This is a genomic window from Paraburkholderia terrae (assembly GCF_002902925.1).
GTDB lineage: Bacteria > Pseudomonadota > Gammaproteobacteria > Burkholderiales > Burkholderiaceae > Paraburkholderia > Paraburkholderia terrae.
Genome location: NZ_CP026112.1, coordinates 1,111,796 through 1,132,649 on the forward strand (window position 1 = coordinate 1,111,796; position 20,854 = coordinate 1,132,649).

Here is a 20,854-nt window from a genome sequence, read left to right on the forward strand (position 1 = left end):
GTCACTGCGGAGTGCATGCGTTTCCGCCCACCTACCTGAGCAAGGTTTCCATGAACGTCAGCGTTTTCGACCTGTTCAAGATCGGCATCGGCCCATCGAGTTCGCACACAGTCGGCCCGATGATCGCCGCCTGCCGCTTCGCTTCCCATATCGAGGACGCGAACCTGCTCGCGTTCGTGCGCCGCGTGAAAGTCGAGCTGTACGGCTCGCTCGGCGCGACGGGCAAGGGCCACGGCACCGACAAGGCCGTGCTGCTCGGCCTCGAAGGTCATCTGCCCGACACCATCAATCCCGACCTGATCGAACCGCGCCTGGTCGATATCCGCAAGGGCAAGCGCCTGTCGCTGCTCGGCAAGCACGAGATCGGCTTCGACGAAAAGGAGCAGATTGCGTTCTTCCGCCGTCTGATGAGCGGCACGGGTAGCGTCGTGCATCCGAACGGCATGCGCTTCCAGGCCTTCGACGAGAACGGCCAGCTGCTCGTTGAGAAAGAGTATTACTCGGTCGGCGGCGGCTTCGTCGTGAACCGCGAAGGCGATCGCGTGAACGGCGTGCGCGCGGGCGGCGAAGTGCCGTATCCGTTCCGCAACGGCGACGACCTGATGCGCGTGTGCCGCGAAAGCGGCCTGTCCGTCGCGCAGGTGACGTTCGCCAACGAATGTGCGTCGCGCGCCCCGGAAGACGTCCGCGAAGGGCTGCTGACGATCTGGCGCACGATGGCCGCCTGTGTCGAACGCGGCTGCAAGATGCACGGCGAACTGCCCGGCCCGATGCGCGTGAAACGCCGCGCAGCCGATCTCACCGTGCAACTGCGCACGCATTCGGAAGAGTCGCTGCGCGATCCGCTGTCGATGCTCGACTGGGTCAACCTGTATGCGATGGCCGTCAACGAAGAGAACGCTGCCGGAGGCCGCGTCGTCACCGCGCCGACCAACGGCGCAGCGGGCGTGATTCCCGCCGTGCTGCACTACTACGTGAAGTTCGTGCCGGGCTCGAACGAAAACGGCATCGTCGATTTCCTTCTGACGGCGGCCGCCATCGGCATCATCTACAAGGAAACGGCGTCGATCTCGGGCGCGGAAGTGGGCTGCCAGGGCGAAGTGGGTGTCGCGTGTTCAATGGCGGCAGCGGCGCTCGCGGCCGTGATGGGCGGCACGCCGTCGCAAGTCGAGAACGCCGCCGAAATCGGCATGGAACACAACCTCGGCATGACGTGCGATCCCGTCGGCGGCCTCGTGCAGATTCCGTGCATCGAGCGCAACGCGATGGGCGCGATCAAGGCGCTGAACGCATCGCGCATGGCGCTCAAGGGCGACGGCCAGCACTACGTGACGCTCGACAACGTCATCAAGACGATGCGCGAAACGGGCGCCGATATGAAAACGAAATACAAGGAGACGTCGCGCGGTGGTCTCGCCGTGAACGTCATCGAATGTTAATGGTAACGCGCAACGAGGGGTCTGCAAGATGAGCCGCTATTCGATATTCAGTCTGTTCCGCAACGGGTTGTCGTATCACGAGAACTGGGAGCGACAGTGGAGAAGCCCGGAACCGAAGAAGGAATACGACGTCGTGATCGTCGGCGGCGGCGGGCATGGTCTTGCGACGGCGTATTACCTCGCGAAAGAACACGGCGTGAAGAACGTCGCGATTCTGGAGAAGGGCTGGATCGGCGGCGGCAACACGGCGCGCAACACGACGATCGTGCGTTCGAACTATCTGTGGGACGAATCGGCGGCGCTGTACGAGAAGGCGATGAAGCTGTGGGAAGGTCTGTCGCAAGACCTCAACTACAACGTGATGTTCTCGCAGCGCGGCGTGCTGAACCTCGCGCACACGCTGCAGGACGTGCGCGACACCGAGCGCCGAGTGAATGCGAACCGGCTGAACGGCGTCGATGCCGAATTCCTGACGCCCGAGCAGATCAAGGAAATCGAACCGACGATTAACCTGAATAGCCGTTATCCCGTGCTCGGCGCATCGATTCAACGTCGCGCGGGTGTTGCGCGGCACGATGCTGTTGCTTGGGGCTTCGCACGCGGCGCGGATCAGGCGGGCGTCGACATCATCCAGAACTGCCAGGTGACGGGCATTCGCCGCGACGGTGGCCGTGTGACGGGCGTCGATACGGTGAAGGGTTTCATCAAGGCGAAGAAAGTCGCCGTCGTCGCAGCAGGCAACACGACGACGCTCGCCGACATGGCGGGCATCCGTCTGCCCCTCGAAAGCCATCCGTTGCAGGCGCTGGTGTCCGAGCCGATCAAGCCCGTGGTCAACTCGGTGATCATGTCGAACGCGGTGCATGCGTACATCAGCCAGTCCGACAAGGGCGATCTGGTGATCGGCGCGGGTGTCGATCAGTACACGGGTTTTGGGCAGCGCGGCAGTTTCCACATTATCGAAGGCACGCTGCAGGCGATCGTCGAAATGTTCCCGGTGTTCTCGCGCGTGCGGATGAACCGCCAGTGGGGTGGCATCGTCGACGTGTCGCCGGATGCTTGCCCGATCATCAGCAAGACCGACGTGAAGGGCCTGTACTTCAACTGCGGCTGGGGCACGGGCGGTTTCAAGGCGACGCCGGGCTCGGGATGGGTGTTCGCGCACACCATCGCCAACGACGAACCGCATCCGCTGAACGCGGCGTTCTCGCTGGACCGCTTCTATACCGGCCATCTGATTGACGAACACGGCGCTGCTGCCGTGGCCCACTGACCGCACTTTCCTGGAAACCATCATGCTGACAATCGAATGCCCGTGGTGCGGTCCGCGCGCCGAGTCCGAATTTAGCTGCGGCGGCGAAGCCGATATTGCACGTCCGCTCGACACCGACAAGCTCACCGACCGCGAATGGGGCGAGTACCTGTTCATGCGCAAGAACCCGCGCGGCGTGCATCGCGAGCAATGGATGCACACGCAGGGCTGCCGACGCTGGTTCATGGCGACGCGTGACACCGTCACCTATCAGATTCAAGGTTACGAAACGTTCAAGATGGGCAACACGTCCGCCGACGCACAAGAGGGCAAAAAGCAATGAGCCAGAAGAACCGCCTCGGCGCCGGTGGGCGCATCAACCGCGCGATTCCGCTGACCTTCACGTTCAACGGTCGCACGTATCAGGGCTTTCAGGGCGACACGCTTGCGTCGGCGCTGCTCGCGAACGGCGTGCATTTCGTCGCGCGCAGTTTCAAGTATCACCGCCCGCGTGGCATCGTCACGGCTGACGTCGCCGAACCGAATGCCGTCGTGCAACTGGAGCGCGGCGCATACACGGTGCCGAATGCGCGCGCGACGGAAATCGAGCTGTATCAGGGGCTCGTTGCGACCAGCGTGAATGCCGAGCCGAATCTCGAGCACGACCGCATGGCGATCAACCAGAAGTTCTCGCGCTTCATGCCCGCGGGCTTCTACTACAAGACGTTCATGTGGCCGGCAAAGTTCTGGCCGAAGTACGAAGAGAAAATTCGTGAAGCGGCGGGTCTCGGCAAGTCGCCCGAAGTGCTCGATGCCGATCGCTACGACAAGTGCTACGCGCATTGCGACGTGCTGGTGGTAGGCGGCGGCCCGACGGGTCTTGCGGCGGCACACGCGGCGGCCGTGAGCGGCGCGCGCGTGATTCTCGTCGACGATCAGCGCGAACTCGGCGGCAGCCTGCTGTCGGGCAAGACGGAGATCGACGGACGCGCGGCTTTGAGCTGGGTCGAGAAGATCGAAGCGGAACTGTCGCGCATGCCGGATGTGACGATCCTGTCGCGCAGCACGGCGTTCGGCTATCAGGACCACAACCTCGTCACGGTGACGCAGCGTCTGACGGATCATCTGCCCGTGTCGATGCGCAAGGGCACGCGCGAACTGCTGTGGAAGGTCCGCGCCAAGCGTGTGATTCTCGCGACGGGCGCGCACGAGCGTCCCATCGTGTTCGGTAACAACGATCTGCCAGGCGTGATGATGGCGTCGGCGGTCTCGACGTATATCCATCGTTTTGGCGTGTTGCCGGGCCGCAATGCTGTCGTGTTTACGAACAACGACGCGGGCTACCAGTGCGCACTCGACATGAAGGCGTGCGGCGCGAGCGTGACGGTCGTCGATCCGCGCGCACAGGGCAGCGGCGCGTTGCAGGCAGCGGCGCGGCGTCATGGCGTGAAGATCATCAACAACGCAGCCGTGATGACGGCGCATGGCAAGCTGCGCGTCACGTCGGTTGAAGTGGTCGCGTATGCGAACGGCAAGACGGGTGCGAAGCAGGCGGACCTGCCGTGCGATCTCGTCGCGATGTCGGGCGGCTACAGCCCTGTGCTGCATCTCTTCGCGCAGTCGGGCGGCAAGGCGCACTGGAACGACACGAAGGTGTGCTTCGTGCCGGGCAAGGGCATGCAGCCGGAAACGAGCATCGGCGCGGCAGCGGGCGAATTTAGCCTGGCGCGCGGTCTGCGTCTTGCCGTTGATGCTGGCGTCGAAGCGGTGAAGTCGATCGGTTACGCGGTGACGCGTCCGCAAGTGCCGCAGGCCGCGGAAGTCGCCGAGTCGCCGTTGCAGCCGCTGTGGCTGGTCGGCAGCCGCGCGGAAGCGGCGCGCGGCCCGAAGCAGTTCGTCGATTTCCAGAACGACGTGTCGGCGGCGGACATTCTGCTGGCGGCGCGCGAAGGCTTCGAATCCGTCGAGCACGTGAAGCGTTATACGGCGATGGGCTTCGGCACCGATCAGGGCAAGCTCGGCAACATCAACGGCATGGCGATTCTCGCCGATGCGCTCGGCAAGACGATTCCCGAGACGGGCACGACGACGTTCCGCCCGAACTACACGCCCGTGACTTTCGGCACGTTCGCGGGCCGCGAACTCGGCGATCTGCTCGATCCGATCCGCAAGACGGCAGTGCATGAATGGCACGTCGAGAACGGCGCAATGTTCGAAGACGTCGGCAACTGGAAGCGGCCCTGGTACTTTCCGAAGAGCGGTGAAGATCTGCATGCGGCCGTGAAGCGCGAATGCCTCGCGGTGCGTAACAGCGTCGGCATTCTCGATGCGTCGACGCTCGGCAAGATCGACATTCAGGGGCCTGATGCAGCGAAGCTGCTGAACTGGATGTACACGAATCCGTGGAGCAAGCTCGAAGTGGGCAAGTGCCGCTATGGCCTGATGCTCGATGAAAACGGCATGGTGTTCGACGACGGCGTGACCGTGCGCCTCGCCGACCAGCACTTCATGATGACGACCACGACGGGCGGCGCGGCGCGCGTGCTGACGTGGATGGAGCGCTGGCTGCAGACGGAATGGCCGGACATGAAGGTGCGCCTCGCGTCCGTCACCGATCACTGGGCGACGTTCGCCGTCGTCGGTCCGAAGAGCCGCAAGGTCGTGCAGAAGATTTGCAGCGATATCGACTTCGCCAACGAGGCATTCCCGTTCATGTCGTATCGCAACGGTACGGTCGCAGGCGTGAAGGCGCGCGTGATGCGGATCAGCTTCTCGGGCGAGCTTGCCTACGAAGTGAACGTGCCGGCGAACATGGGCCGCGCGGTGTGGGAAGCGCTGATGGCAGCGGGCGCTGAGTTCGACATCACGCCGTACGGCACGGAAACGATGCACGTGCTGCGCGCGGAGAAGGGCTACATCATCGTGGGCCAGGATACGGATGGTTCGGTTACGCCGCACGATCTCGGAATGGGCGGACTGGTCGCGAAGACGAAGGACTTCCTCGGACGTCGTTCGCTCGCGCGCTCGGATACCGCGAAGGATGGGCGCAAGCAGTTCGTCGGCCTGCTCACCGACGACCCGCAGCTGGTGCTTCCCGAGGGCAGCCAGATCGTCGCCGGTCCGTTCCAGGGCGACACGGCGCCGATGCTTGGACACGTGACGTCGAGCTACTACAGCCCGATTCTGAATCGTTCGATCGCGCTCGCCGTGGTCAAGGGCGGCCTGAACAAGATGGGGCAAAACGTGACGATTCCGCTGGCGAGCGGCAAACAGATCGCCGCGAAGATCGCCAGCCCCGTTTTCTACGACACCGAAGGAGTGCGTCAACATGTGGAATGAAGCTAGGAACAATGCACCGGGCGCAACATCGGCTGTCGCGAACCGGGTGGCGGGACAACCGTGGCAGGAGTCGCCGCTTGCTGGTGTCGGTGAACTGGTGAAGAAGCATGTGGCCGCGCCGTCGAAGAAGTTTCATCTGCGTGAGAAGGCGTTTTGCGATCTTGTGAGTCTGCGTGGCGATGTGGGTGATGCGGGGTTTCTCAGCGCAGTCGAGAGCGTGACGGGGTGCCGTCCGCCGGCGAAGCCCAATACCGTTGCGCGCGGCAATGGCTATGACGTGCTGTGGCTCGGGCCCGACGAATGGCTCGTGCGATCGCAGCAACCTCAGGCGCCTGTTGCCGAGGACAAGCTGGTCGAAGCGCTGCAAGGGCAGTTTGCTTCGGCAGTGGATATCGGCAGCGGCTGGACGGTGCTCGAAGTGAGCGGCGAGAAGGTGCGTGACGTGATTGCGCGCGGCTGTCCGCTGGATCTGCATCCCCGCATTCTTGCACCGGGGCAGTGTGCGCAGAGTCATTACTTCAAGGCGTCGATCGTGCTCGTGCCTGTTGCGGATGATGCGTATGAGATCGTCGTGCGCCGTAGTTTCGCCGATTACTTCGTTCGTATCATGCTCGATGCGGCTGAGCCGCTGCTGTCGTGAAGCCGTTCGAGGAGCCGTTGACGGCTTATATGCGTGCTGCTTCTGATGCGCGTGGCACGGCTAGAGGCAAGGGCTGGCGTGTGTTTATCGATGAGCTTGTCGTGGCGACGCGAATTGGTATTCATGCGCATGAGCATCTTGCGGCACAGCCTGTCGTGATTGATGCGAGTCTTTCTTATCGCTGCGAGCCTTCGGAGGAGGGCGCGCACGCGATGATCGACTATGAGCGGTATTGCAATCGCGTGAGTGAGTTTCTTTCTACGAAGCCGCATACGCGGATGCTGGAGACGCTTGCTGTTGAGATTGCTCTGCTTTCGTTTGTGGAGTGGCCTGCGCTTGAGGCTATTACGCTGGCTTTGCATAAGCCCAAGATTCGTGAGGGCACGAAGCGGATTGGGGTTGAGCTGGACTGGACGCGGGGCGATTTTGAAGCGCATTCGGCTTCGGCTTCGGCTTCGGCTTCGGCTTCGGTTTTGGGCTGAACGGTTGATATGTCGCGTGCGCAAACGTCCGAACTGGTCAAGCGCGCGTATGCGGCTGGAGACGCCGATGCCGCCGTCGCGCTGCTCGATCAGAGTATTGCGCTTGGGCATCGGCGGATTGCTTTGATTCGGTATTTGCAGGCGCAGTATCTCGAGGCGGTGCTCGATGCCAGGCATCATGAGTATGTGAGGGGTGTCGCTGCGCGGATGAGTCCGGATACTCTGGCTAGAGTTGTGGGGGAGGCGCGGGTGAGAAGAGGGCGCCAAAGCGTAGATGAACACGACGAGTGCCCGGGTTGACCTGAACCCGGGCGTCGCGCTCCACACGTTCACACGCATTCGAAACCGACGATACTGAGGTGCCGTGAAGTCAAAGTCGATGCGAAGGTCTTTGTCGGCGGCGAATGAATAACATGACAGTCCACGTCGTGAGAGCGGCGAATACCCAGCACGCCGCGATCAGGCATAAGAGGCCAAGGGTTTGAATGTCCTCGGGATTGTCGAGTTTGTCAAAGCCGCTGATAGCTATCGAGCGACGGATGAAGTGGTACAGGAACACCGGCATCTCGAACTGAAACGATGTGGCGATGCACGCCAGCAACCAGCCGCCGGCACAGGTACAGGCGAAAAAAATTGTGATAGACAGCAGTCGTCTCACCAGACCTCCAGTGTGCCGTACGCGCGGAATGCCGCGCCCGGCACAGGAAGCTCGGGCGGCCGCGCGCGAATATATCGCGCGAGCGATTCAAAGTCGGGCGGATACAGGACGGTTACGCAACCGTGACTCAGACCGAGCGGACCTCTGGGGTGCAGCCGGAACGAACCTCGTTTGATTCCATTGATGTTCGTCGTGTCGCCGCCGCTCGGATTCCAGAGCATGAACCATTTGGAGCGGTCTGTCGTGCCAATTCCGTGTTCGCCGGCCCAATCGTATAACCATCCCATCATCCCACCAGACTGGCGGTCGACGATGTAGTAGGTCCCGCGCGGCAAAGGGCCGACATCAGGCATTGCAGTTGCATCCGGATTGTCCCGCCCACGCCCCGCACCGGAAAATGCTTTGACCGTGCCGTATCCGGAACAGCAGAGATCCGATGTGTCCTGGTTATTGAGTGAGAACGTACAGTGTACGGGCATTGCGTCGTCTCCCTCAAAGCAGGTTCCATGCATCCTTGAACTTCAGATTTCCGTCGAGATAGCACCACGTGATTTCCTCGTAACGGAATTCGACCGCTTCAAAGTGATTGTGGTGGGCTGAAGTCTGCTCCTTGATATTGAGTAATTTCGGTGTGACCGAGACGACCTTCACCTGTTGCAGCAAGATGTTGAAGTACTCTTCTTCGCGCCCTGCATCGTTGATGCGATACCACTTGAGTTCGGCCGATTGCAAGGTCGCACCACGTGCGATTGCCATGTAGAGCAGCGGTGAGGAACGATCAAGCTCCTTTTCTATGGTTAGCGGGCGGTGCGTCCGCCCGCCAATCAGCTTGCCGGTCGAGTGATCGGTACCCGCGTGCAGGCCATGCGTGAGGCTCAGTACTTCGATGCTTCCTTCACGTCCAGCTACCTGACTCGATCCGCGGATTTCCGCCCCGCGTTCATCTTTCAGCCATAGATGCAATGGGATTGCCATAGAGCCGATCTCCTTCTTCTTTTTGATTGGAGATCAGGCTTTTAGCATCGAGTGGAGAGCGGATTGAAAAAAAGTGTTGTGAAGTACAGGGCGCATTCACGCTGCATGCAACCCACCCCGAATTAACATCCTCACCCGCGACAAATCCGCCTCAACATGCCCTTGATGTTCAAACAGTTCAGCGAGCCAATCAACAAACGCCCTGACTCGAGGCGAAACCCGCCGCCCTTTCACATAAGCAACCGAAACGGGCATCGGCACAGGCTTCCACTGCGGCAAAACCTCGCGCAGCAAGCCCTTGTCCAATAGAGCCTGCGCAGCAATCCTCGCTGGCTGAATCAACCCAAGCCCTTGCAGCCCGCAAGTCAAGTAAGCATGTTCATCGCTGACCTTGATAAACCCATCCACTTTCACAGTCAGCGGACTCCCACCAACATCAAAATCGAAGTCCACAGCACGCCCGGTAATCATCGACATACAGTTCACGGCGACATGCCCAGAAAGATCATCAAGACTCTCAGGCATCCCATATCGCTCAAGATAAGCCGGGCTAGCACACGTCACGTGCTCCAGTGACCCAAGCCGCTTCGCAGCCAGCCCTGAATCCGGCAACTCACCAAGTTGAATACTGCAATCCACAGCCTCACCGACAAGATCGACATTGCGATGACTCACACCAATCGCAAGATCAATCCCCGGATAACGCTCGTGAAAATCATCAAGCGCGGGCAGCACAATAGAAGTCGCAACAGCCCCAGGCATTTCGACCCGCAAACGCCCGCTGGGATTATCGAGCGTCTGACGCAGCGTCGCTTCCATCTCATCGATATCGGCGAGAATCTGCGCGCAGCGCTCGTAATAAGCAGCGCCTTCAGGCGTGAGATTAAGACGCCGCGTCGTACGCACAAGCAACGTAGTACCAAGCAGCGCTTCCAGATTCTGAACAATCGTTGTTGCCGTCGCGCGCGGAATCTCGAGAGACTCAGCGGCGCGTGTAAAGCTATTGGTATCGACGATACGCATGAACGTGCGCATCGCCTGGATACGATCGATCACGGAACTCTCCAAGAACGGGACATTCCAGAAAATGACAACGAGCGGAAAACACCACGGCACACCCCGTCCCGGTAGGGAGGCGCGCCGCTACGGCACATGCAATGACTGATGCGAGGCGGGAAGCAGGGACAGGCCGCCGTCCTGCGCGGCCTGGATGGAAGGGGTAAAGCGGTTGGGTCCTGCTGCCCGTTACTTGCGGAGCGAGTCGAGATCGATGACGAAGCGGTACTTCACATCGCTCTTCAACATGCGCTCATATGCTTCATTGATCTGCTGCATCTGAATCATCTCGATGTCAGACGTGATGCCGTGCTTGCCGCAGAAGTCCAGCATTTCCTGCGTCTCGGCTATGCCGCCGATCAACGATCCCGCCAGACGACGGCGCTTCATGATCAGGTTAAATACCTGCGGTGACGGATGATCGTGCTCCGGCGCACCCACCAGCGTCAGCGTGCCATCGCGCTTCAACAGGTTGATGAACGGATTCAGATCGTGCTGCGCCGCGACCGTGTTGACGATCAGATCGAAGCTGTTCACATGCGCTTCCATCTCCGCCGGGTTCTTCGAGATCACCACTTCATCCGCGCCGAGGCGTTTCGCGTCTTCGATCTTCGATGCCGACGTCGTGAACAGCACGACATGCGCGCCCATCGCGTGCGCGATCTTCACGCCCATGTGGCCGAGGCCGCCCAATCCGACGATGCCGACCTTCTTGCCCGGCCCCGCACCCCACGTGCGCAGCGGCGAATACAGCGTGATGCCCGCGCACAGCAGCGGCGCGACGCCAGCGGGATCAAGGTTCTCCGGCACGCGCAGCACGAATTCTTCATCGACGACGAGTTGCGTCGAATAGCCGCCGTACGTCACGGCGCCCGTCTGCTTGTCGTTGCCGTTGTACGTGCCGACAAAGCCGTTCTCGCAATACTGTTCGAGGCCTTCCTGGCAACTCGGGCACGTGCGGCACGAATCGACCAGACAACCGACGCCGACCAGCTGACCGACCTTGTACTTCGATACTTGCGACCCAACTTTCGTCACACGGCCGACGATCTCATGGCCCGGGACGACGGGGAAAATCGTGTTCTTCCATTCGTTGCGTGCCTGGTGCAGGTCCGAATGACAGACCCCGCAAAACAGGACTTCCATCTGTACATCGTGTTCGCGCAGGTCGCGACGCTGAAATTCGAACGGCGCGAGTTTCGATTGCGCGTCGGTTGCGGCATAGGCGTAGGTCGTGGACATGAGGGCTCCAGCTTGTAGATGCAATTGCGCGAGGCGCCGCGCAGCATGCTCGCGCGGCGGTTGAATCTGTCGTGCGCCGAGGCACGCGGAATGTCCGCCGTGAGGTCCGTCCGATAGGCGTAAGCGCTGCATGCAAGCGGCAACGCAAGGTTGGCAGGCCTCGTGCGAGGCGCCGGACGGTGTGTCGCGGACAGGCAGCGGGCTTTGCGACAGGGTTCCCATGTTAGGGACCGGGCGCCTCCCAGGGAATACCTGAACGTCTTGAAGGCTTGCCTATTTCTCCTGGAGCCGTCCGTCGTAGGCCATTTAATGCTAGATTTCAAGCCATATTCTCTGGCGGCACATGTTTTCGCCGAATGGATTTCATCATGTCCGACACAAAACTTTCAAATAGCGCGCCCCACGCGGAGCGCTCGCCGCAGCAGCGCATGGTCGAGTTGCTGCGTACGCTCGCGCCCGCCGAGGGCATGACGGACGCGCCGCTCGAAGGCGTCAAGTTCCTGCGCGCAAACCATCCGATGCCGCGCCGCCCGGTGATGTACGAGCCGAGCATCGTGATCGTCTGCCAGGGCCGCAAACGCGGTTACCTCGGCGATCACGCGTACATTTATGACGCGCAGCAGTATCTCGTGCTGTCCGTGCCGCTGCCGTTCGAATGCGAGACGGAGGCGAGCGTCGACGAGCCGTTCCTCGGCATTTCGGTTCGTGTCGATCTAACGATGGTCGCCGAGTTGCTGATGCTGCTCAACGAAACCCACGGCGCCGTCGACAGCGAGCCGCGCGGTATCTACTCGACGCCGCTAGACCAGCCGCTAAGCGACGCCGTGCTGCGTCTGCTCGAAGCGCTGGTCTCGCCTGTCGACGCGCGGATTCTCGCGCCGTCGATCGTGCGCGAGATCTGCTATCGCGTGCTGACGGGCGTGCAGGGCAACGCGATACGCGCGGCGCTCACGCATCAGCATCACTTCGGCCGTATCGCGAAGGCATTGCGCCGCATTCACACCGAGTACGACGGCGATCTCGACGTCGAGACGCTCGCGCGCGAATCGGGCATGAGCCTCGCGGTCTTTCACGCGCAGTTCAAGAACGTCACGTCGACTTCACCGATGCAGTATGTGAAGACGACGCGTCTGCATCACGCGCGTCTCTTGATGGTGCAGGACGGACTGAACGCGGGCGCGGCGGCGGCGCGCGTCGGTTATGAAAGCGCGTCGCAGTTCAGCCGCGAATTCAAGCGTCTGTTTGGCCTGAGTCCCGTCGATGAAGTGAAGCGCATGCGCGGCACGCTGGACCCCGTCGTGCCGCCTCAGCCGCAACGCGCCGTCCCGAAGTACGTGACGACGAACTGAAGCGGCGCACGAAGTGATGCTGTCACATGGCGTCGTGGCAGCACACGCAAAGCTTGTTGCCGTCGAGATCGCGAAAGTACGCGCCGTAGTAATTCGCGTGATATTCGGGGCGAAGCCCTGGCGGCCCTTCGCACGCTGCGCCATGCGCAAGGGCCGTCGCATGCACGCGATCGACGGTGACACGGTCCGCCGCCAGCAGCGCGACCATATGCCCATTGCCCGCAACGGCCGGCGCGGCGTCGAACGGCTTGCCGACGAGAAACAGCGGCCGCGCGACGCCCGGCTTCATCCATCCCGCCCAGGGTCTGTCGTCCTCGCGAAACTTCAGTACGAGTCCCAATTCGGCGAGCACCGCCGAATAGAAAGCAAACGCCCGCTCGAAATCGTTGACGCCGATGAATACGTGAGAAAGCATCGAATACGGCTCCTTTCAGGCGGCAATCGGGCAAGGCAGGTAACGCCGATACCAGCATGACTGCTGATCTGGCTACGCTTTTGCGTGGTGGTTACGATGGCTGCGCTGTCTATTCAAAGATCACTCACGGAGCCCACCATCATGAAGCGTTTTCACATCGCGCTCGCCGTTGCCAATCTCGACGAATCGATCACTGACTATAGCGAGCGTCTCGGACAACCGCCCTCGGCTGTCGTGCCGGGTCAGTACGCGATGTGGCGCACCGATCTGCTCAACTTCTCGATCAACGAAAAACCCGAAAAAGCAGGGCAGTTGCGCCATGTCGGCTTCGAGGACGACGCGGTCGAAGGCTATTCGAGCAGCGCCGACGTGAACGGGCTCGAATGGGAGTTGTTCTCCGCGGCCGAACAGGACAGACGCATCGTCAGTACGTACGGCGTGCCCGTGAAAAGCTGACTACGTCGAGAAACACACAAGCTTACTTCTGCGCGCCGCTCGCTTCCTGCGTTACGTAATGCGCGCGCTTTTCCTCATACATCAGCAGGTCGGCGCGCTGCACGCCAGCCTCGATCCGTTCGCCGCGCTGCACGGTCGCCATCCCCATCGAGAAGCTGATCGGCGAGCCCGGATAGAACTGGTTGTTCAGATCTACCAGCTGGCGGATCGTCTCGATCATCGTCGCGCCGCCGCGCTCGTCGGTGCCGGGCAGCAGGACCGCGAACTCGTCGCCGCCGATGCGCGCCGCATTGAACGGCGTCTCCATCGCTTTTGCGAGCACTTCTCCGGCGCGGCGCAGCAGCGCGTCGCCCGCCGCGTGGCCGAGCTGATCGTTCACGCGCTTGAGGCCATTGAGGTCGGCCATGATGACCGTCACCGGGAATGGCCCCTTGCGTTCGAGCCGGTTCAGTTCATCCACATAGAAAGAGCGGTTGCGCAGCTTGGTCAGCACATCGTGCTTGCCGAGGAACTCCAGATACGCTTCGGCCTTCTTGCGCGCGGTGATGTCGGTGAGCGCGACGAGCACGAGGTCCCACGTGCGCTCGTGTCCCGGCAGCACGGAGAACTGCAGATGCACGTGTACCTCATTCGCTTCGAGCGAATAGTTGAGCACTTCGCGCTGCTGGAACAGCTTGCCGTCCCACAGGTCGATCAGCTGCTCGCGGAAATGCGGGCGCATGTCGTCGCGGAACACTTCGGGAAGGCGCGACAGCAGCGTCTTCTTGTCGGGCGCAGCGAACATCTCCAGCGTGTGCTGGTTGACGTCGAGCACATGAATCTCGGCCATGCAGCGCTCGACGAACTCCGGATGTACGTCGGTGAAGGTGCGGAAATCGGTGATGCCTGCCGCGCGTGCGTCGTCGAGCAGATGCTTGACGGCGCTGAAATCCTCGACCCACAGCGACACGGGCGAATACTCGAACAGCCCGCGCACGTATTGTTCGGCCGCCGTCACGCGATGGCGCGCCCCTTCCAGTTCCGTAATGTCTTCGGTCGATACCAGCACCCGGTCCCAGCGTTCCTCGTGACCCGGCAGCACTTTGCCCTTGAGCAGCACGTCCAGGCGCCGGCCGCCCAGCGTGTAGTTGACTGTCTGGCTCGTGAAGTGAGGCTGGCCGGACCATAGCTGGCACAGCTCTTCCAGGTGCGTCTTCAGCATGTCGTCGCGAAAGACCGCCGACAGGTTGTCCGTCAGCGCGCTGAAATCCGCGGCTTCGAACAGCGACAGCGTCTGCTGGTTGACCTTGATGACGCGGATGCGGCTTGCGCACTCGGCCACGCGCTTGATGTCCTCGCCGATGTGCGCGCGCAGATCCGTCACGCCTTGCGCGCGCCAGTCTTCGAACAGCGCCTTCACGCCGCTGAAGTCTTCGAGCCAGAGCGCGACGGGCGCGAGATCGAACATTTCCGAGTCGTCGTCGGCTGTGGAGCGCGGGCCAGGGTGGTTGGGCATGACAGGTCCAGAATCGAATTTCTCGCTATTCTACGGTGCCAATTGGGCCCGGAGAAAATGTCGGGCGTCCGGTATCGGCTCGGCCGGATGCGGCCGCAACCGTTATAACGGCACATAGCGGCGATTCTGCAGGCGTTGGGCGGAGCTTGAATCGAAGCGACGCGTGCCTATCTCCCTAGCCCTGAAACAGCTGTTTGAAACGCATCGCGGCAAAGTGCGGCGAGCCGCGCCGCGGTCTGCTTCAGTCGGTCTGGATCGACGGACAATGCGTTATCGATTCCTTCAGCAATCCCGCTCACGTTCACGGCGATGGGCTGGTCCGCTTCTTCCCACGTTTGCGCGAAAGCCGTCTGCTTGCAGGGCCGCGCGAAGTCTCGGTCGTGCAGCAGATTGATGCGCGGCAACGCGTGCGCCATTGCGACGATCCGGCCATGCAGGCTGCTGCCGATATAGCCGCGGCTGTGCGCAAGCAGCGCGCAGATGTCCCAGATATTCAGCGAATCGAAGAGATGAACGGACGGCGCGCGCATGCGCGCAGCCGTACGCTCGAAGCACGATCGATCGTCGTGCCACGGCGCCGCGCCTGCGCGGAAGAACACGATAGCGAGGTCATGCGCGTGCGCGGCTTGATCCAGTTGCGCGGCGATCTGTTCGAGCGTCGCGTCGTCGCCGAAGTCGGCGCTGAATTGCACGGCCAGATAGCCGCTCGGTGCGGCTTCGCGTATCCGCGCAACGGCCTGCTTCGATGCATGCGCGCGGATCGTGTCGCCGAACAGTTCGGCGACCATCACCGCGCAATCGGGCGCGAGCCGCGCTTCGATGCCCGACTTCGCGAGCAACGCCTGAGTGTGGAGGTCGCGCACGCTGATAACGTCGGCGCGTGCGAGCTTGGTGAGCACTTCGTCGCGCATCCTGTCGTCGCGCTCATCGAGCGTCACGCCGCCGATCGCATTGAACAGAACCCGTGTGGCGCGCGGCCATGCATCGTTCGACACGACATACGGCGCAAGCTCGCGCGTGCCGAGCATGTGTTGCGTCCATTCTGATCGATCGTGCTGCTGCGACGCGATGATCCGTTGCGCGTCCTGGTTCGATTGCAGCATCACAGCGGCATCCCACGCATCGCAGGCGAGAATCTCTCCGCCGACATGAAGCAGATCGACCGCACGTTCGTGCAACTGTCGAAGTGCCTGAACGCGATGCCCGCCTTGCGCGCGCAGATCGCGCGCCACGAGTCCCGCGAAACGCACTTCGCGACCCGCGAGCATGCGCGCAACGACATGAGGAAACAGCATGTCGCCGAAGTTGTGCCGGTCGAACGCGCCGAACAGTACGACGGGTAATGGATGCGCACTCATCGATCTTTTCCGCCATTACTTGGCACGCGCCACGTATGGCACGATCGCGAGTTGACTTTCGCATTTCCATGCCCTACGAATCGAATTAACCGGTCGTCGGTTATATCGGTGCCAAGCTTCATACAAGTCACTGAATTCTGTTCGGAGGGTACACGCAATTCCCAATTGGCCGCGCGAACATGCATCGCGGCACTGCACGCGAGCGGCACGCGCAATACGAGGAAGACGTGTTTTCCGGTGAAGGCATTCGACGCGCTTCGCCGTGAAGCAGGCGACGATCAGTCTGCAATGCGCCGGCGTGCCGGTGCGTCTCATCATGCCTTGAAGCAGAGAACTGTCATGTTCGCCTACATCATCGTCGTCGCCGTGTCGGCCTTCATTCCCTATGTCGCGACGCCTGCCGCGGAAGCGGGCGTCAAGGCCGTCGTCTCGCATCACAACGATATGGAAACCAGCGACGCGGCCGTCACGCCGACGCTCGTTGCGCAGGATGCACCCGTCGCGTCCGTGGCCAATACGCAGCCTCGCGAAGCGCATTGAAGCAGCGTATTGCGCAGTTTCATCACCTGACTGCACGGAGCGGGCCGCGGGCCCGCCGTGCATGCATTGCGACGGCGCGTCCTGATCGACCGCGCCGCGCCAGCGCTCGTCCGTAACGATGCCCCTTCGTCTGAAGGATGTTTTATCGGCCTGTAACATGGGTGTCGATAATGAGCGATCCAGCCGCCGCGCGGCGGCTTCATGCGTTACCACCGAAGGAGTGCAACCGAATGAGCACGATCACCACGAAGGACGGCACGCAGATTTACTACAAGGACTGGGGCTCGGGCCGTCCCGTCGTCTTTTCGCACGGCTGGCCGCTCAACGCGGACGCGTGGGATGCGCAGATGCTGTTCCTGCTGCAAAACGGCTTTCGCGTGATTGCGCATGATCGTCGCGGACATGGCCGCTCGGATCAGCCGTCGAACGGCAACGACATGGACACCTACGCCGACGATCTCGCCGCGCTGCTCGACGCGCTCGACATCCAGGGCGCGACGCTCGTCGGCCATTCGACGGGCGGCGGCGAAGTCGCGCACTACATCGGCCGGCACGGCACGAAGCGCGTCGCGAAGGCCGTGCTGATCGGCGCGGTGCCGCCGTTGATGCTGAAGACGGAAGCGAATCCCGGCGGCCTGCCGATGGACGTGTTCGACGGCATCCGCAAGGGCGTCGCCGACAACCGCTCGCAGTTCTACAAAGACCTCGCAATCCCGTTCTTCGGCTTCAACCGGCCGAACGCGAAGGTTTCGCAGGGCACCATCGACGTGTTCTGGGCGCAGGGCATGGCAGGCGGCATTCACGGTCACTACCTGTGCATCCGCGAGTTCTCCGAAGTCGACTATACGGAAGACCTGAAGAAGATCGACGTGCCGACGCTGATCCTGCACGGCGACGACGACCAGATCGTGCCCATCGACGCAGCGGGCAAGCTGTCCGCGAAGATCGTCAAGAACGCGACGCTCAAGATCTATGAAGGTGCGCCGCACGGCATGTGCGTGACGGAAGCCGACAAGGTCAACGCCGATCTGCTCGCGTTCATCAACAGCTGAAGTCCAGGCAATGCGCAGAAAGCGGCGCGCCCTTGCGGGACGCGCCGCTTTGCTGTTTCATCCGCAGTGTGCTGCATCGCCCGATGCCGCTGACGAAAGGATGACCTCACGCATGACAATCGAACTGGACAAGGACGTGCGCAGCGAAGCGATTGCTTCGTTGCAACGCTACTTCGCGGAGAACATGGACGAGCCGATCGGCAATATCCAGGCGGGCGCGCTGCTCGGCTTCTTCGTCGAGGAAATCGGCCCGGTGATCTACAACCTCGCCGTGCAGGACGCGCAGGAACGCATGCACGCGCGGGTGGCGGAACTCGATATCGAGTGTCACCAAGACGCGTTCGGCTACTGGAAGAAATACGGCAAGCGGCGCTGAGCCGCGTCTGCGCGCTTCATGCCGCGTCGCGGCTGCGATTGTCGCGCAGCACGAAGTCGACGAAGGCGCGCAGCGGCGCGGGCATGTGCTCGCGGCTCGCGTAGTAGAGACGCGGCCCGGTGAACGATTGCCACCAGTCGTGCAGGATCGGCACGAGCGTGCCGTCGTCGAGCGCGGGGCGCAGGAGTTCGTCGAACGAATAGACGATGCCAAGCCCGTCGACAGCCGCACGCCGCTCGATATCGATCACGGACGCGATGAGCGGCCCATTCGGCACGATCCGCACGGCCTCGTCGCCGCGCGTGAACTCCCACACGGCCAGCACCCCGCTTTCGAAGCGATGGCCGATGCACGCGTGCCGCACCAGTTCATCGGGGTGGTTCGGCTCGCCATGCTGTTTCAGATAGGCGGGTGACGCGGCGGCGACGAAGCGCTGCATTGGCGGACCGATGGGCACGGCGATCATGTCGCGCTCGATGCGTTCGTCGTAGCGGATGCCCGCGTCGAAGCCGGCCGCGAGGATATCGATGAAGGTGTCGTTCGACGCGACGTCAATGGTGATGCCCGGGTGTTCGGCCAGAAAGCGCGACAGCAGCGCGGGCAGAACTTCGCGAGCGGCGATCGACGGCACGTTCAGCCGTAGCGTGCCAGTGGGACTGTCGCGGAACACGTTGATCGCATCGAGCGCCGTCGAGATTTCGCCGAATGCGGGCGCGAGCCGCTCGAACAGGCGCTGACCGGCTTCCGTCGGCGTCACGCTGCGCGTGGTGCGGTTCAGCAGGCGTACGCCCAGTTGCTGCTCGAGGCGCCGCACGGCTTCGCTCAATGACGACGCCGACACACCGCGCGTGGAGGCGGCGTTGCGGAAGCCGCGCGCGGCGGTGACGGCGACGAAGGCTTTCAGATCGCTTAGATCGGGTTCGACCATTGTTCGGAATTCCGCACGGGGCATTCGGATTGAGTGGGATTATCGCACGCTCGGTTTGCGCAGATACTGCGTCTCGAGCGTCGCGCAGCGTGTTCGACCCGCGAAGCCGTCAAGGCGCGACAGACGTTTCAACGAATCCACGGAGAGCACTCAGATGAAGCAACTGCAACTTGGCAAGACAGGTCCGGCGAGTTCGGCGCTCGGCCTCGGCTGCATGGGCATGTCGGGCATGTACGGACCGGCGGACCGCGCCGAAAGCATCGCGACGATCCACGCGGCGCTGGAGGCGGGCATCACGCTGTTCGATACGGGCGACTTCTACGGCATGGGCCATAACGAGATACTGCTCGGCGAAGCGCTCAGGAGCGCACCCGCGTCGCGCCGCGACAATGCACTCGTCAGCGTGAAGTTCGGCGCGATGCGCGATCCGGCGAGCGGCTGGTCGGGGTACGACGCGCGCCCCATAGCCGTGAAGAATTTCCTCGCGTACTCGTTGCAGCGACTCGGCGTGGATCATATCGACATCTATCGTCCGGCTCGGCTCGATCCGAATGTGCCGATCGAAGACACCGTCGGCGCCATCGCGGAGATGGTGAAGGCGGGCTTCGTGCGGCATGTCGGCCTGTCCGAAGTCGGCGCGGCGACGATTCGCAAGGCGGCATCCGTCACGCCGATTTGCGATTTGCAGATCGAGTACTCGCTGATTTCGCGCGGCATCGAAGACGAAATCCTGCCGACGCTGCGCGAACTCGGCATCGGCGTGACGGCTTACGGCGTGCTGTCGCGCGGGTTGATCAGCGGACACTGGCAGAAAGACTCGGCGGGCAAGGGCGATTTTCGCGCGATGAGCCCGCGCTTCCAGGGCGAGAACGCCGAGCGCAACCTCGCGCTCGTCGATGCGCTGCGCAAGGTGGCGGATAGCAAGGGCGTGTCGGTGGCGCAGATCGCGATTGCGTGGGTCGCCGCGCAAGGCGATGACATCGTGCCGCTGGTCGGCGCGCGGCGGCGCGAGCGGTTGACGGAAGCGCTCGGCGCGCTTGACGTGACGCTCGACGCGCAAGAGCTTGCCGCGATCGAGAAAGCGGTGCCGAAGGGCGCGGCAGCGGGTGAACGCTATGCGGCTGCGCAGATGGCGAATCTCGACAGCGAGAAGGGCGGCGCGCATTGATGCGTTGAACGTCGACGCTATCGCTGCAAAGCAGATGCGGTAGCATCGAACGCAATCGCGACTCTATATTCCGCCCATGACCACTTATGTTGCGTTGCTGCGTGCCGTCAATGTCGGCGGCACCGGCAAGCTTCCGATGACCGAGCTTCGCAAGATGTGCGAGGCAGCGGGCTTCACCAACGTGCGCACGTACATCGCGAGCGGCAACGTCGTGTTCGACAGCACGCTGGCGAAACGCGCGGCGCAGCAGGCGCTCGAACGCAGCCTCGAGGCGTATGCTGGCAAGCCCGTCGGCGTGCTGATTCGCACCGGCAAGGAGATGGCTGCCGTGCTGGCGGCGAATCCGTTTCGCGACGAAGCACCGAATCGCACAGTAGCGATTTTCCTCGACGCAGCGCCACGCGCCGACACGCTCGAACACATTGCCGGACAGCAGAACGAACAGGTCGCGCTCGGCAAGCACGAGATTTACGTGTATTACGGTGACGGAATGGCAAAGACGAAGCTGAAAATTCCCGCCGCGAAAACAGGCACCGCGCGCAACATCAACACGATCGCCAAACTCGCGGAGTGGGCCACGCAATCATGACGAAGGGCGCTGCGTAGAACGGGGCTTGTTGCTACACTGCGCGTT

Annotated in this window: 23 protein-coding genes; 14 read left to right on the forward strand and 9 right to left on the reverse strand. The window is 62.2% G+C overall.

What is annotated here, in order from left to right; genetic code table 11:
- The first annotated feature begins 50 nt into the window (after positions 1-50).
- The 7 genes from C2L65_RS21210 to C2L65_RS46645 are packed head-to-tail and all read left to right on the forward strand — an operon-like array spanning position 51 to position 7,452.
- On the forward strand, positions 51-1,439 hold the full coding sequence (locus C2L65_RS21210) for an L-serine ammonia-lyase (protein ID WP_042313993.1): 1,389 nt from the start codon (positions 51-53) through the stop codon (positions 1,437-1,439).
- Between the two features lie 28 nt (positions 1,440-1,467).
- Positions 1,468-2,712: a sarcosine oxidase subunit beta family protein gene (locus tag C2L65_RS21215; RefSeq protein ID WP_042313915.1), complete on the forward strand. Its 1,245-nt coding sequence runs from the start codon at positions 1,468-1,470 to the stop codon at positions 2,710-2,712.
- A gap of 22 nt (positions 2,713-2,734) precedes the next feature.
- A complete protein-coding gene (locus tag C2L65_RS21220) occupies positions 2,735-3,034 on the forward strand; it encodes a sarcosine oxidase subunit delta (protein ID WP_042313995.1) in 300 nt (99 codons plus the stop codon).
- Positions 3,031-6,030, forward strand: coding sequence for a sarcosine oxidase subunit alpha family protein (locus tag C2L65_RS21225; protein ID WP_042313916.1), 3,000 nt, complete (start codon positions 3,031-3,033; stop codon positions 6,028-6,030). The genes C2L65_RS21220 and C2L65_RS21225 overlap by 4 nt, the downstream gene beginning before the upstream one ends.
- A complete protein-coding gene (locus C2L65_RS21230) occupies positions 6,020-6,670 on the forward strand; it encodes a sarcosine oxidase subunit gamma (RefSeq protein WP_007577911.1) in 651 nt (216 codons plus the stop codon). The genes C2L65_RS21225 and C2L65_RS21230 overlap by 11 nt, the downstream gene beginning before the upstream one ends.
- Positions 6,667-7,152: a dihydroneopterin aldolase gene (locus C2L65_RS21235; protein WP_042313918.1), complete on the forward strand. Its 486-nt coding sequence runs from the start codon at positions 6,667-6,669 to the stop codon at positions 7,150-7,152. The genes C2L65_RS21230 and C2L65_RS21235 overlap by 4 nt, the downstream gene beginning before the upstream one ends.
- 9 nt (positions 7,153-7,161) lie before the next feature.
- Positions 7,162-7,452, forward strand: a complete 291-nt coding sequence (locus C2L65_RS46645) for a hypothetical protein (RefSeq protein ID WP_042313919.1) — start codon at positions 7,162-7,164, stop codon at positions 7,450-7,452.
- 70 nt (positions 7,453-7,522) lie between these two features.
- On the opposite strand, the gene C2L65_RS21245 is transcribed toward C2L65_RS46645, so the two are convergent.
- From C2L65_RS21245 to C2L65_RS21265, 5 genes are all read right to left on the reverse strand, one after another.
- The gene (locus C2L65_RS21245; RefSeq protein WP_156132376.1) at positions 7,523-7,810 is read right to left on the reverse strand and encodes a hypothetical protein; all 288 of its coding nucleotides are present in this window, start codon (positions 7,808-7,810) and stop codon (positions 7,523-7,525) included.
- A complete protein-coding gene (locus tag C2L65_RS21250; RefSeq protein WP_042313926.1) occupies positions 7,807-8,289 on the reverse strand; it encodes a DUF2778 domain-containing protein in 483 nt (160 codons plus the stop codon). Before C2L65_RS21250 ends, C2L65_RS21245 begins: the two co-directional genes overlap by 4 nt.
- A 13-nt stretch (positions 8,290-8,302) precedes the next feature.
- On the reverse strand, positions 8,303-8,785 hold the full coding sequence (tssD, locus tag C2L65_RS21255) for a type VI secretion system tube protein TssD (protein ID WP_042313927.1): 483 nt from the start codon (positions 8,783-8,785) through the stop codon (positions 8,303-8,305).
- Positions 8,786-8,881: 96 nt separating this feature from the next.
- Positions 8,882-9,841 carry a LysR family transcriptional regulator gene (locus tag C2L65_RS21260; protein ID WP_042313998.1) on the reverse strand — a complete coding sequence of 320 codons (960 nt, stop codon included), beginning with the start codon at positions 9,839-9,841 and terminating at the stop codon, positions 8,882-8,884.
- A 189-nt stretch (positions 9,842-10,030) separates the two neighbouring features.
- Complete coding sequence (locus C2L65_RS21265) at positions 10,031-11,083, reverse strand: NAD(P)-dependent alcohol dehydrogenase (protein ID WP_042313931.1); 1,053 nt, start codon at positions 11,081-11,083, stop codon at positions 10,031-10,033.
- A gap of 368 nt (positions 11,084-11,451) precedes the next feature.
- On the opposite strand from C2L65_RS21265, the gene C2L65_RS21270 reads away from it, so the two are divergent.
- Entirely contained in the window at positions 11,452-12,432 is a 981-nt protein-coding gene (locus tag C2L65_RS21270; protein ID WP_007746376.1) for an AraC family transcriptional regulator, read from the forward strand.
- A gap of 22 nt (positions 12,433-12,454) precedes the next feature.
- Here the strand turns inward: C2L65_RS21270 and C2L65_RS21275 are convergent, their stop codons facing one another.
- A complete protein-coding gene (locus C2L65_RS21275) occupies positions 12,455-12,847 on the reverse strand; it encodes a VOC family protein (protein WP_042313934.1) in 393 nt (130 codons plus the stop codon).
- Between the two features lie 141 nt (positions 12,848-12,988).
- On the opposite strand from C2L65_RS21275, the gene C2L65_RS21280 reads away from it, so the two are divergent.
- Positions 12,989-13,303, forward strand: coding sequence for a VOC family protein (locus C2L65_RS21280; protein WP_042313937.1), 315 nt, complete (start codon positions 12,989-12,991; stop codon positions 13,301-13,303).
- 22 nt (positions 13,304-13,325) lie between these two features.
- On the opposite strand, the gene C2L65_RS21285 is transcribed toward C2L65_RS21280, so the two are convergent.
- Entirely contained in the window at positions 13,326-14,798 is a 1,473-nt protein-coding gene (locus C2L65_RS21285) for a sensor domain-containing diguanylate cyclase (protein WP_042313939.1), read from the reverse strand.
- A gap of 167 nt (positions 14,799-14,965) precedes the next feature.
- The gene (locus tag C2L65_RS21290) at positions 14,966-16,156 is read right to left on the reverse strand and encodes a polysaccharide pyruvyl transferase family protein (protein WP_042313941.1); all 1,191 of its coding nucleotides are present in this window, start codon (positions 16,154-16,156) and stop codon (positions 14,966-14,968) included.
- A gap of 339 nt (positions 16,157-16,495) precedes the next feature.
- On the opposite strand from C2L65_RS21290, the gene C2L65_RS45590 reads away from it, so the two are divergent.
- From C2L65_RS45590 to C2L65_RS21305, 3 genes are all read left to right on the forward strand, one after another.
- Positions 16,496-16,696, forward strand: a complete 201-nt coding sequence (locus C2L65_RS45590) for a hypothetical protein (protein WP_007739182.1) — start codon at positions 16,496-16,498, stop codon at positions 16,694-16,696.
- A 230-nt stretch (positions 16,697-16,926) separates the two neighbouring features.
- Complete coding sequence (locus tag C2L65_RS21300) at positions 16,927-17,748, forward strand: alpha/beta fold hydrolase (RefSeq protein WP_042313944.1); 822 nt, start codon at positions 16,927-16,929, stop codon at positions 17,746-17,748.
- Between the two features lie 112 nt (positions 17,749-17,860).
- On the forward strand, positions 17,861-18,124 hold the full coding sequence (locus C2L65_RS21305; RefSeq protein ID WP_042314004.1) for a DUF2164 domain-containing protein: 264 nt from the start codon (positions 17,861-17,863) through the stop codon (positions 18,122-18,124).
- A 16-nt stretch (positions 18,125-18,140) separates the two neighbouring features.
- On the opposite strand, the gene C2L65_RS21310 is transcribed toward C2L65_RS21305, so the two are convergent.
- Positions 18,141-19,052 carry a LysR family transcriptional regulator gene (locus C2L65_RS21310; protein WP_042313946.1) on the reverse strand — a complete coding sequence of 304 codons (912 nt, stop codon included), beginning with the start codon at positions 19,050-19,052 and terminating at the stop codon, positions 18,141-18,143.
- A 154-nt stretch (positions 19,053-19,206) separates the two neighbouring features.
- Between C2L65_RS21310 and C2L65_RS21315 the strand changes: the two genes are divergently transcribed.
- Together C2L65_RS21315 and C2L65_RS21320 are read left to right on the forward strand one after the other, a co-directional pair.
- Positions 19,207-20,220 carry an aldo/keto reductase gene (locus C2L65_RS21315; protein ID WP_042313950.1) on the forward strand — a complete coding sequence of 338 codons (1,014 nt, stop codon included), beginning with the start codon at positions 19,207-19,209 and terminating at the stop codon, positions 20,218-20,220.
- A 76-nt stretch (positions 20,221-20,296) separates the two neighbouring features.
- On the forward strand, positions 20,297-20,809 hold the full coding sequence (locus C2L65_RS21320) for a DUF1697 domain-containing protein (protein ID WP_042313953.1): 513 nt from the start codon (positions 20,297-20,299) through the stop codon (positions 20,807-20,809).
- The last annotated feature ends 45 nt before the right edge of the window (positions 20,810-20,854 follow it).

Bases quoted from the DNA above. Each gene is read 5' to 3' on its own strand.
- C2L65_RS21210 (WP_042313993.1), top strand. From the start codon at position 51: ATGAACGTCAGCGTTTTCGACCTGTTCAAGATCGGCATCGGCCCATCG.
- C2L65_RS21250 (WP_042313926.1), bottom strand. From the start codon at position 8,289: ATGCCCGTACACTGTACGTTCTCACTCAATAACCAGGACACATCGGAT.
- C2L65_RS21225 (WP_042313916.1), top strand. From the start codon at position 3,031: ATGAGCCAGAAGAACCGCCTCGGCGCCGGTGGGCGCATCAACCGCGCG.
- C2L65_RS21315 (WP_042313950.1), top strand. From the start codon at position 19,207: ATGAAGCAACTGCAACTTGGCAAGACAGGTCCGGCGAGTTCGGCGCTC.
- C2L65_RS21280 (WP_042313937.1), top strand. From the start codon at position 12,989: ATGAAGCGTTTTCACATCGCGCTCGCCGTTGCCAATCTCGACGAATCG.
- C2L65_RS21230 (WP_007577911.1), top strand. From the start codon at position 6,020: ATGTGGAATGAAGCTAGGAACAATGCACCGGGCGCAACATCGGCTGTC.
- C2L65_RS21285 (WP_042313939.1), bottom strand. From the start codon at position 14,798: ATGCCCAACCACCCTGGCCCGCGCTCCACAGCCGACGACGACTCGGAA.
- C2L65_RS21265 (WP_042313931.1), bottom strand. From the start codon at position 11,083: ATGTCCACGACCTACGCCTATGCCGCAACCGACGCGCAATCGAAACTC.
- C2L65_RS21300 (WP_042313944.1), top strand. From the start codon at position 16,927: ATGAGCACGATCACCACGAAGGACGGCACGCAGATTTACTACAAGGAC.
- tssD (WP_042313927.1), bottom strand. From the start codon at position 8,785: ATGGCAATCCCATTGCATCTATGGCTGAAAGATGAACGCGGGGCGGAA.
- C2L65_RS21275 (WP_042313934.1), bottom strand. From the start codon at position 12,847: ATGCTTTCTCACGTATTCATCGGCGTCAACGATTTCGAGCGGGCGTTT.
- C2L65_RS45590 (WP_007739182.1), top strand. From the start codon at position 16,496: ATGTTCGCCTACATCATCGTCGTCGCCGTGTCGGCCTTCATTCCCTAT.
- C2L65_RS21310 (WP_042313946.1), bottom strand. From the start codon at position 19,052: ATGGTCGAACCCGATCTAAGCGATCTGAAAGCCTTCGTCGCCGTCACC.
- C2L65_RS46645 (WP_042313919.1), top strand. From the start codon at position 7,162: ATGTCGCGTGCGCAAACGTCCGAACTGGTCAAGCGCGCGTATGCGGCT.
- C2L65_RS21320 (WP_042313953.1), top strand. From the start codon at position 20,297: ATGACCACTTATGTTGCGTTGCTGCGTGCCGTCAATGTCGGCGGCACC.
- C2L65_RS21220 (WP_042313995.1), top strand. From the start codon at position 2,735: ATGCTGACAATCGAATGCCCGTGGTGCGGTCCGCGCGCCGAGTCCGAA.
- C2L65_RS21305 (WP_042314004.1), top strand. From the start codon at position 17,861: ATGACAATCGAACTGGACAAGGACGTGCGCAGCGAAGCGATTGCTTCG.
- C2L65_RS21290 (WP_042313941.1), bottom strand. From the start codon at position 16,156: ATGAGTGCGCATCCATTACCCGTCGTACTGTTCGGCGCGTTCGACCGG.
- C2L65_RS21270 (WP_007746376.1), top strand. From the start codon at position 11,452: ATGTCCGACACAAAACTTTCAAATAGCGCGCCCCACGCGGAGCGCTCG.
- C2L65_RS21215 (WP_042313915.1), top strand. From the start codon at position 1,468: ATGAGCCGCTATTCGATATTCAGTCTGTTCCGCAACGGGTTGTCGTAT.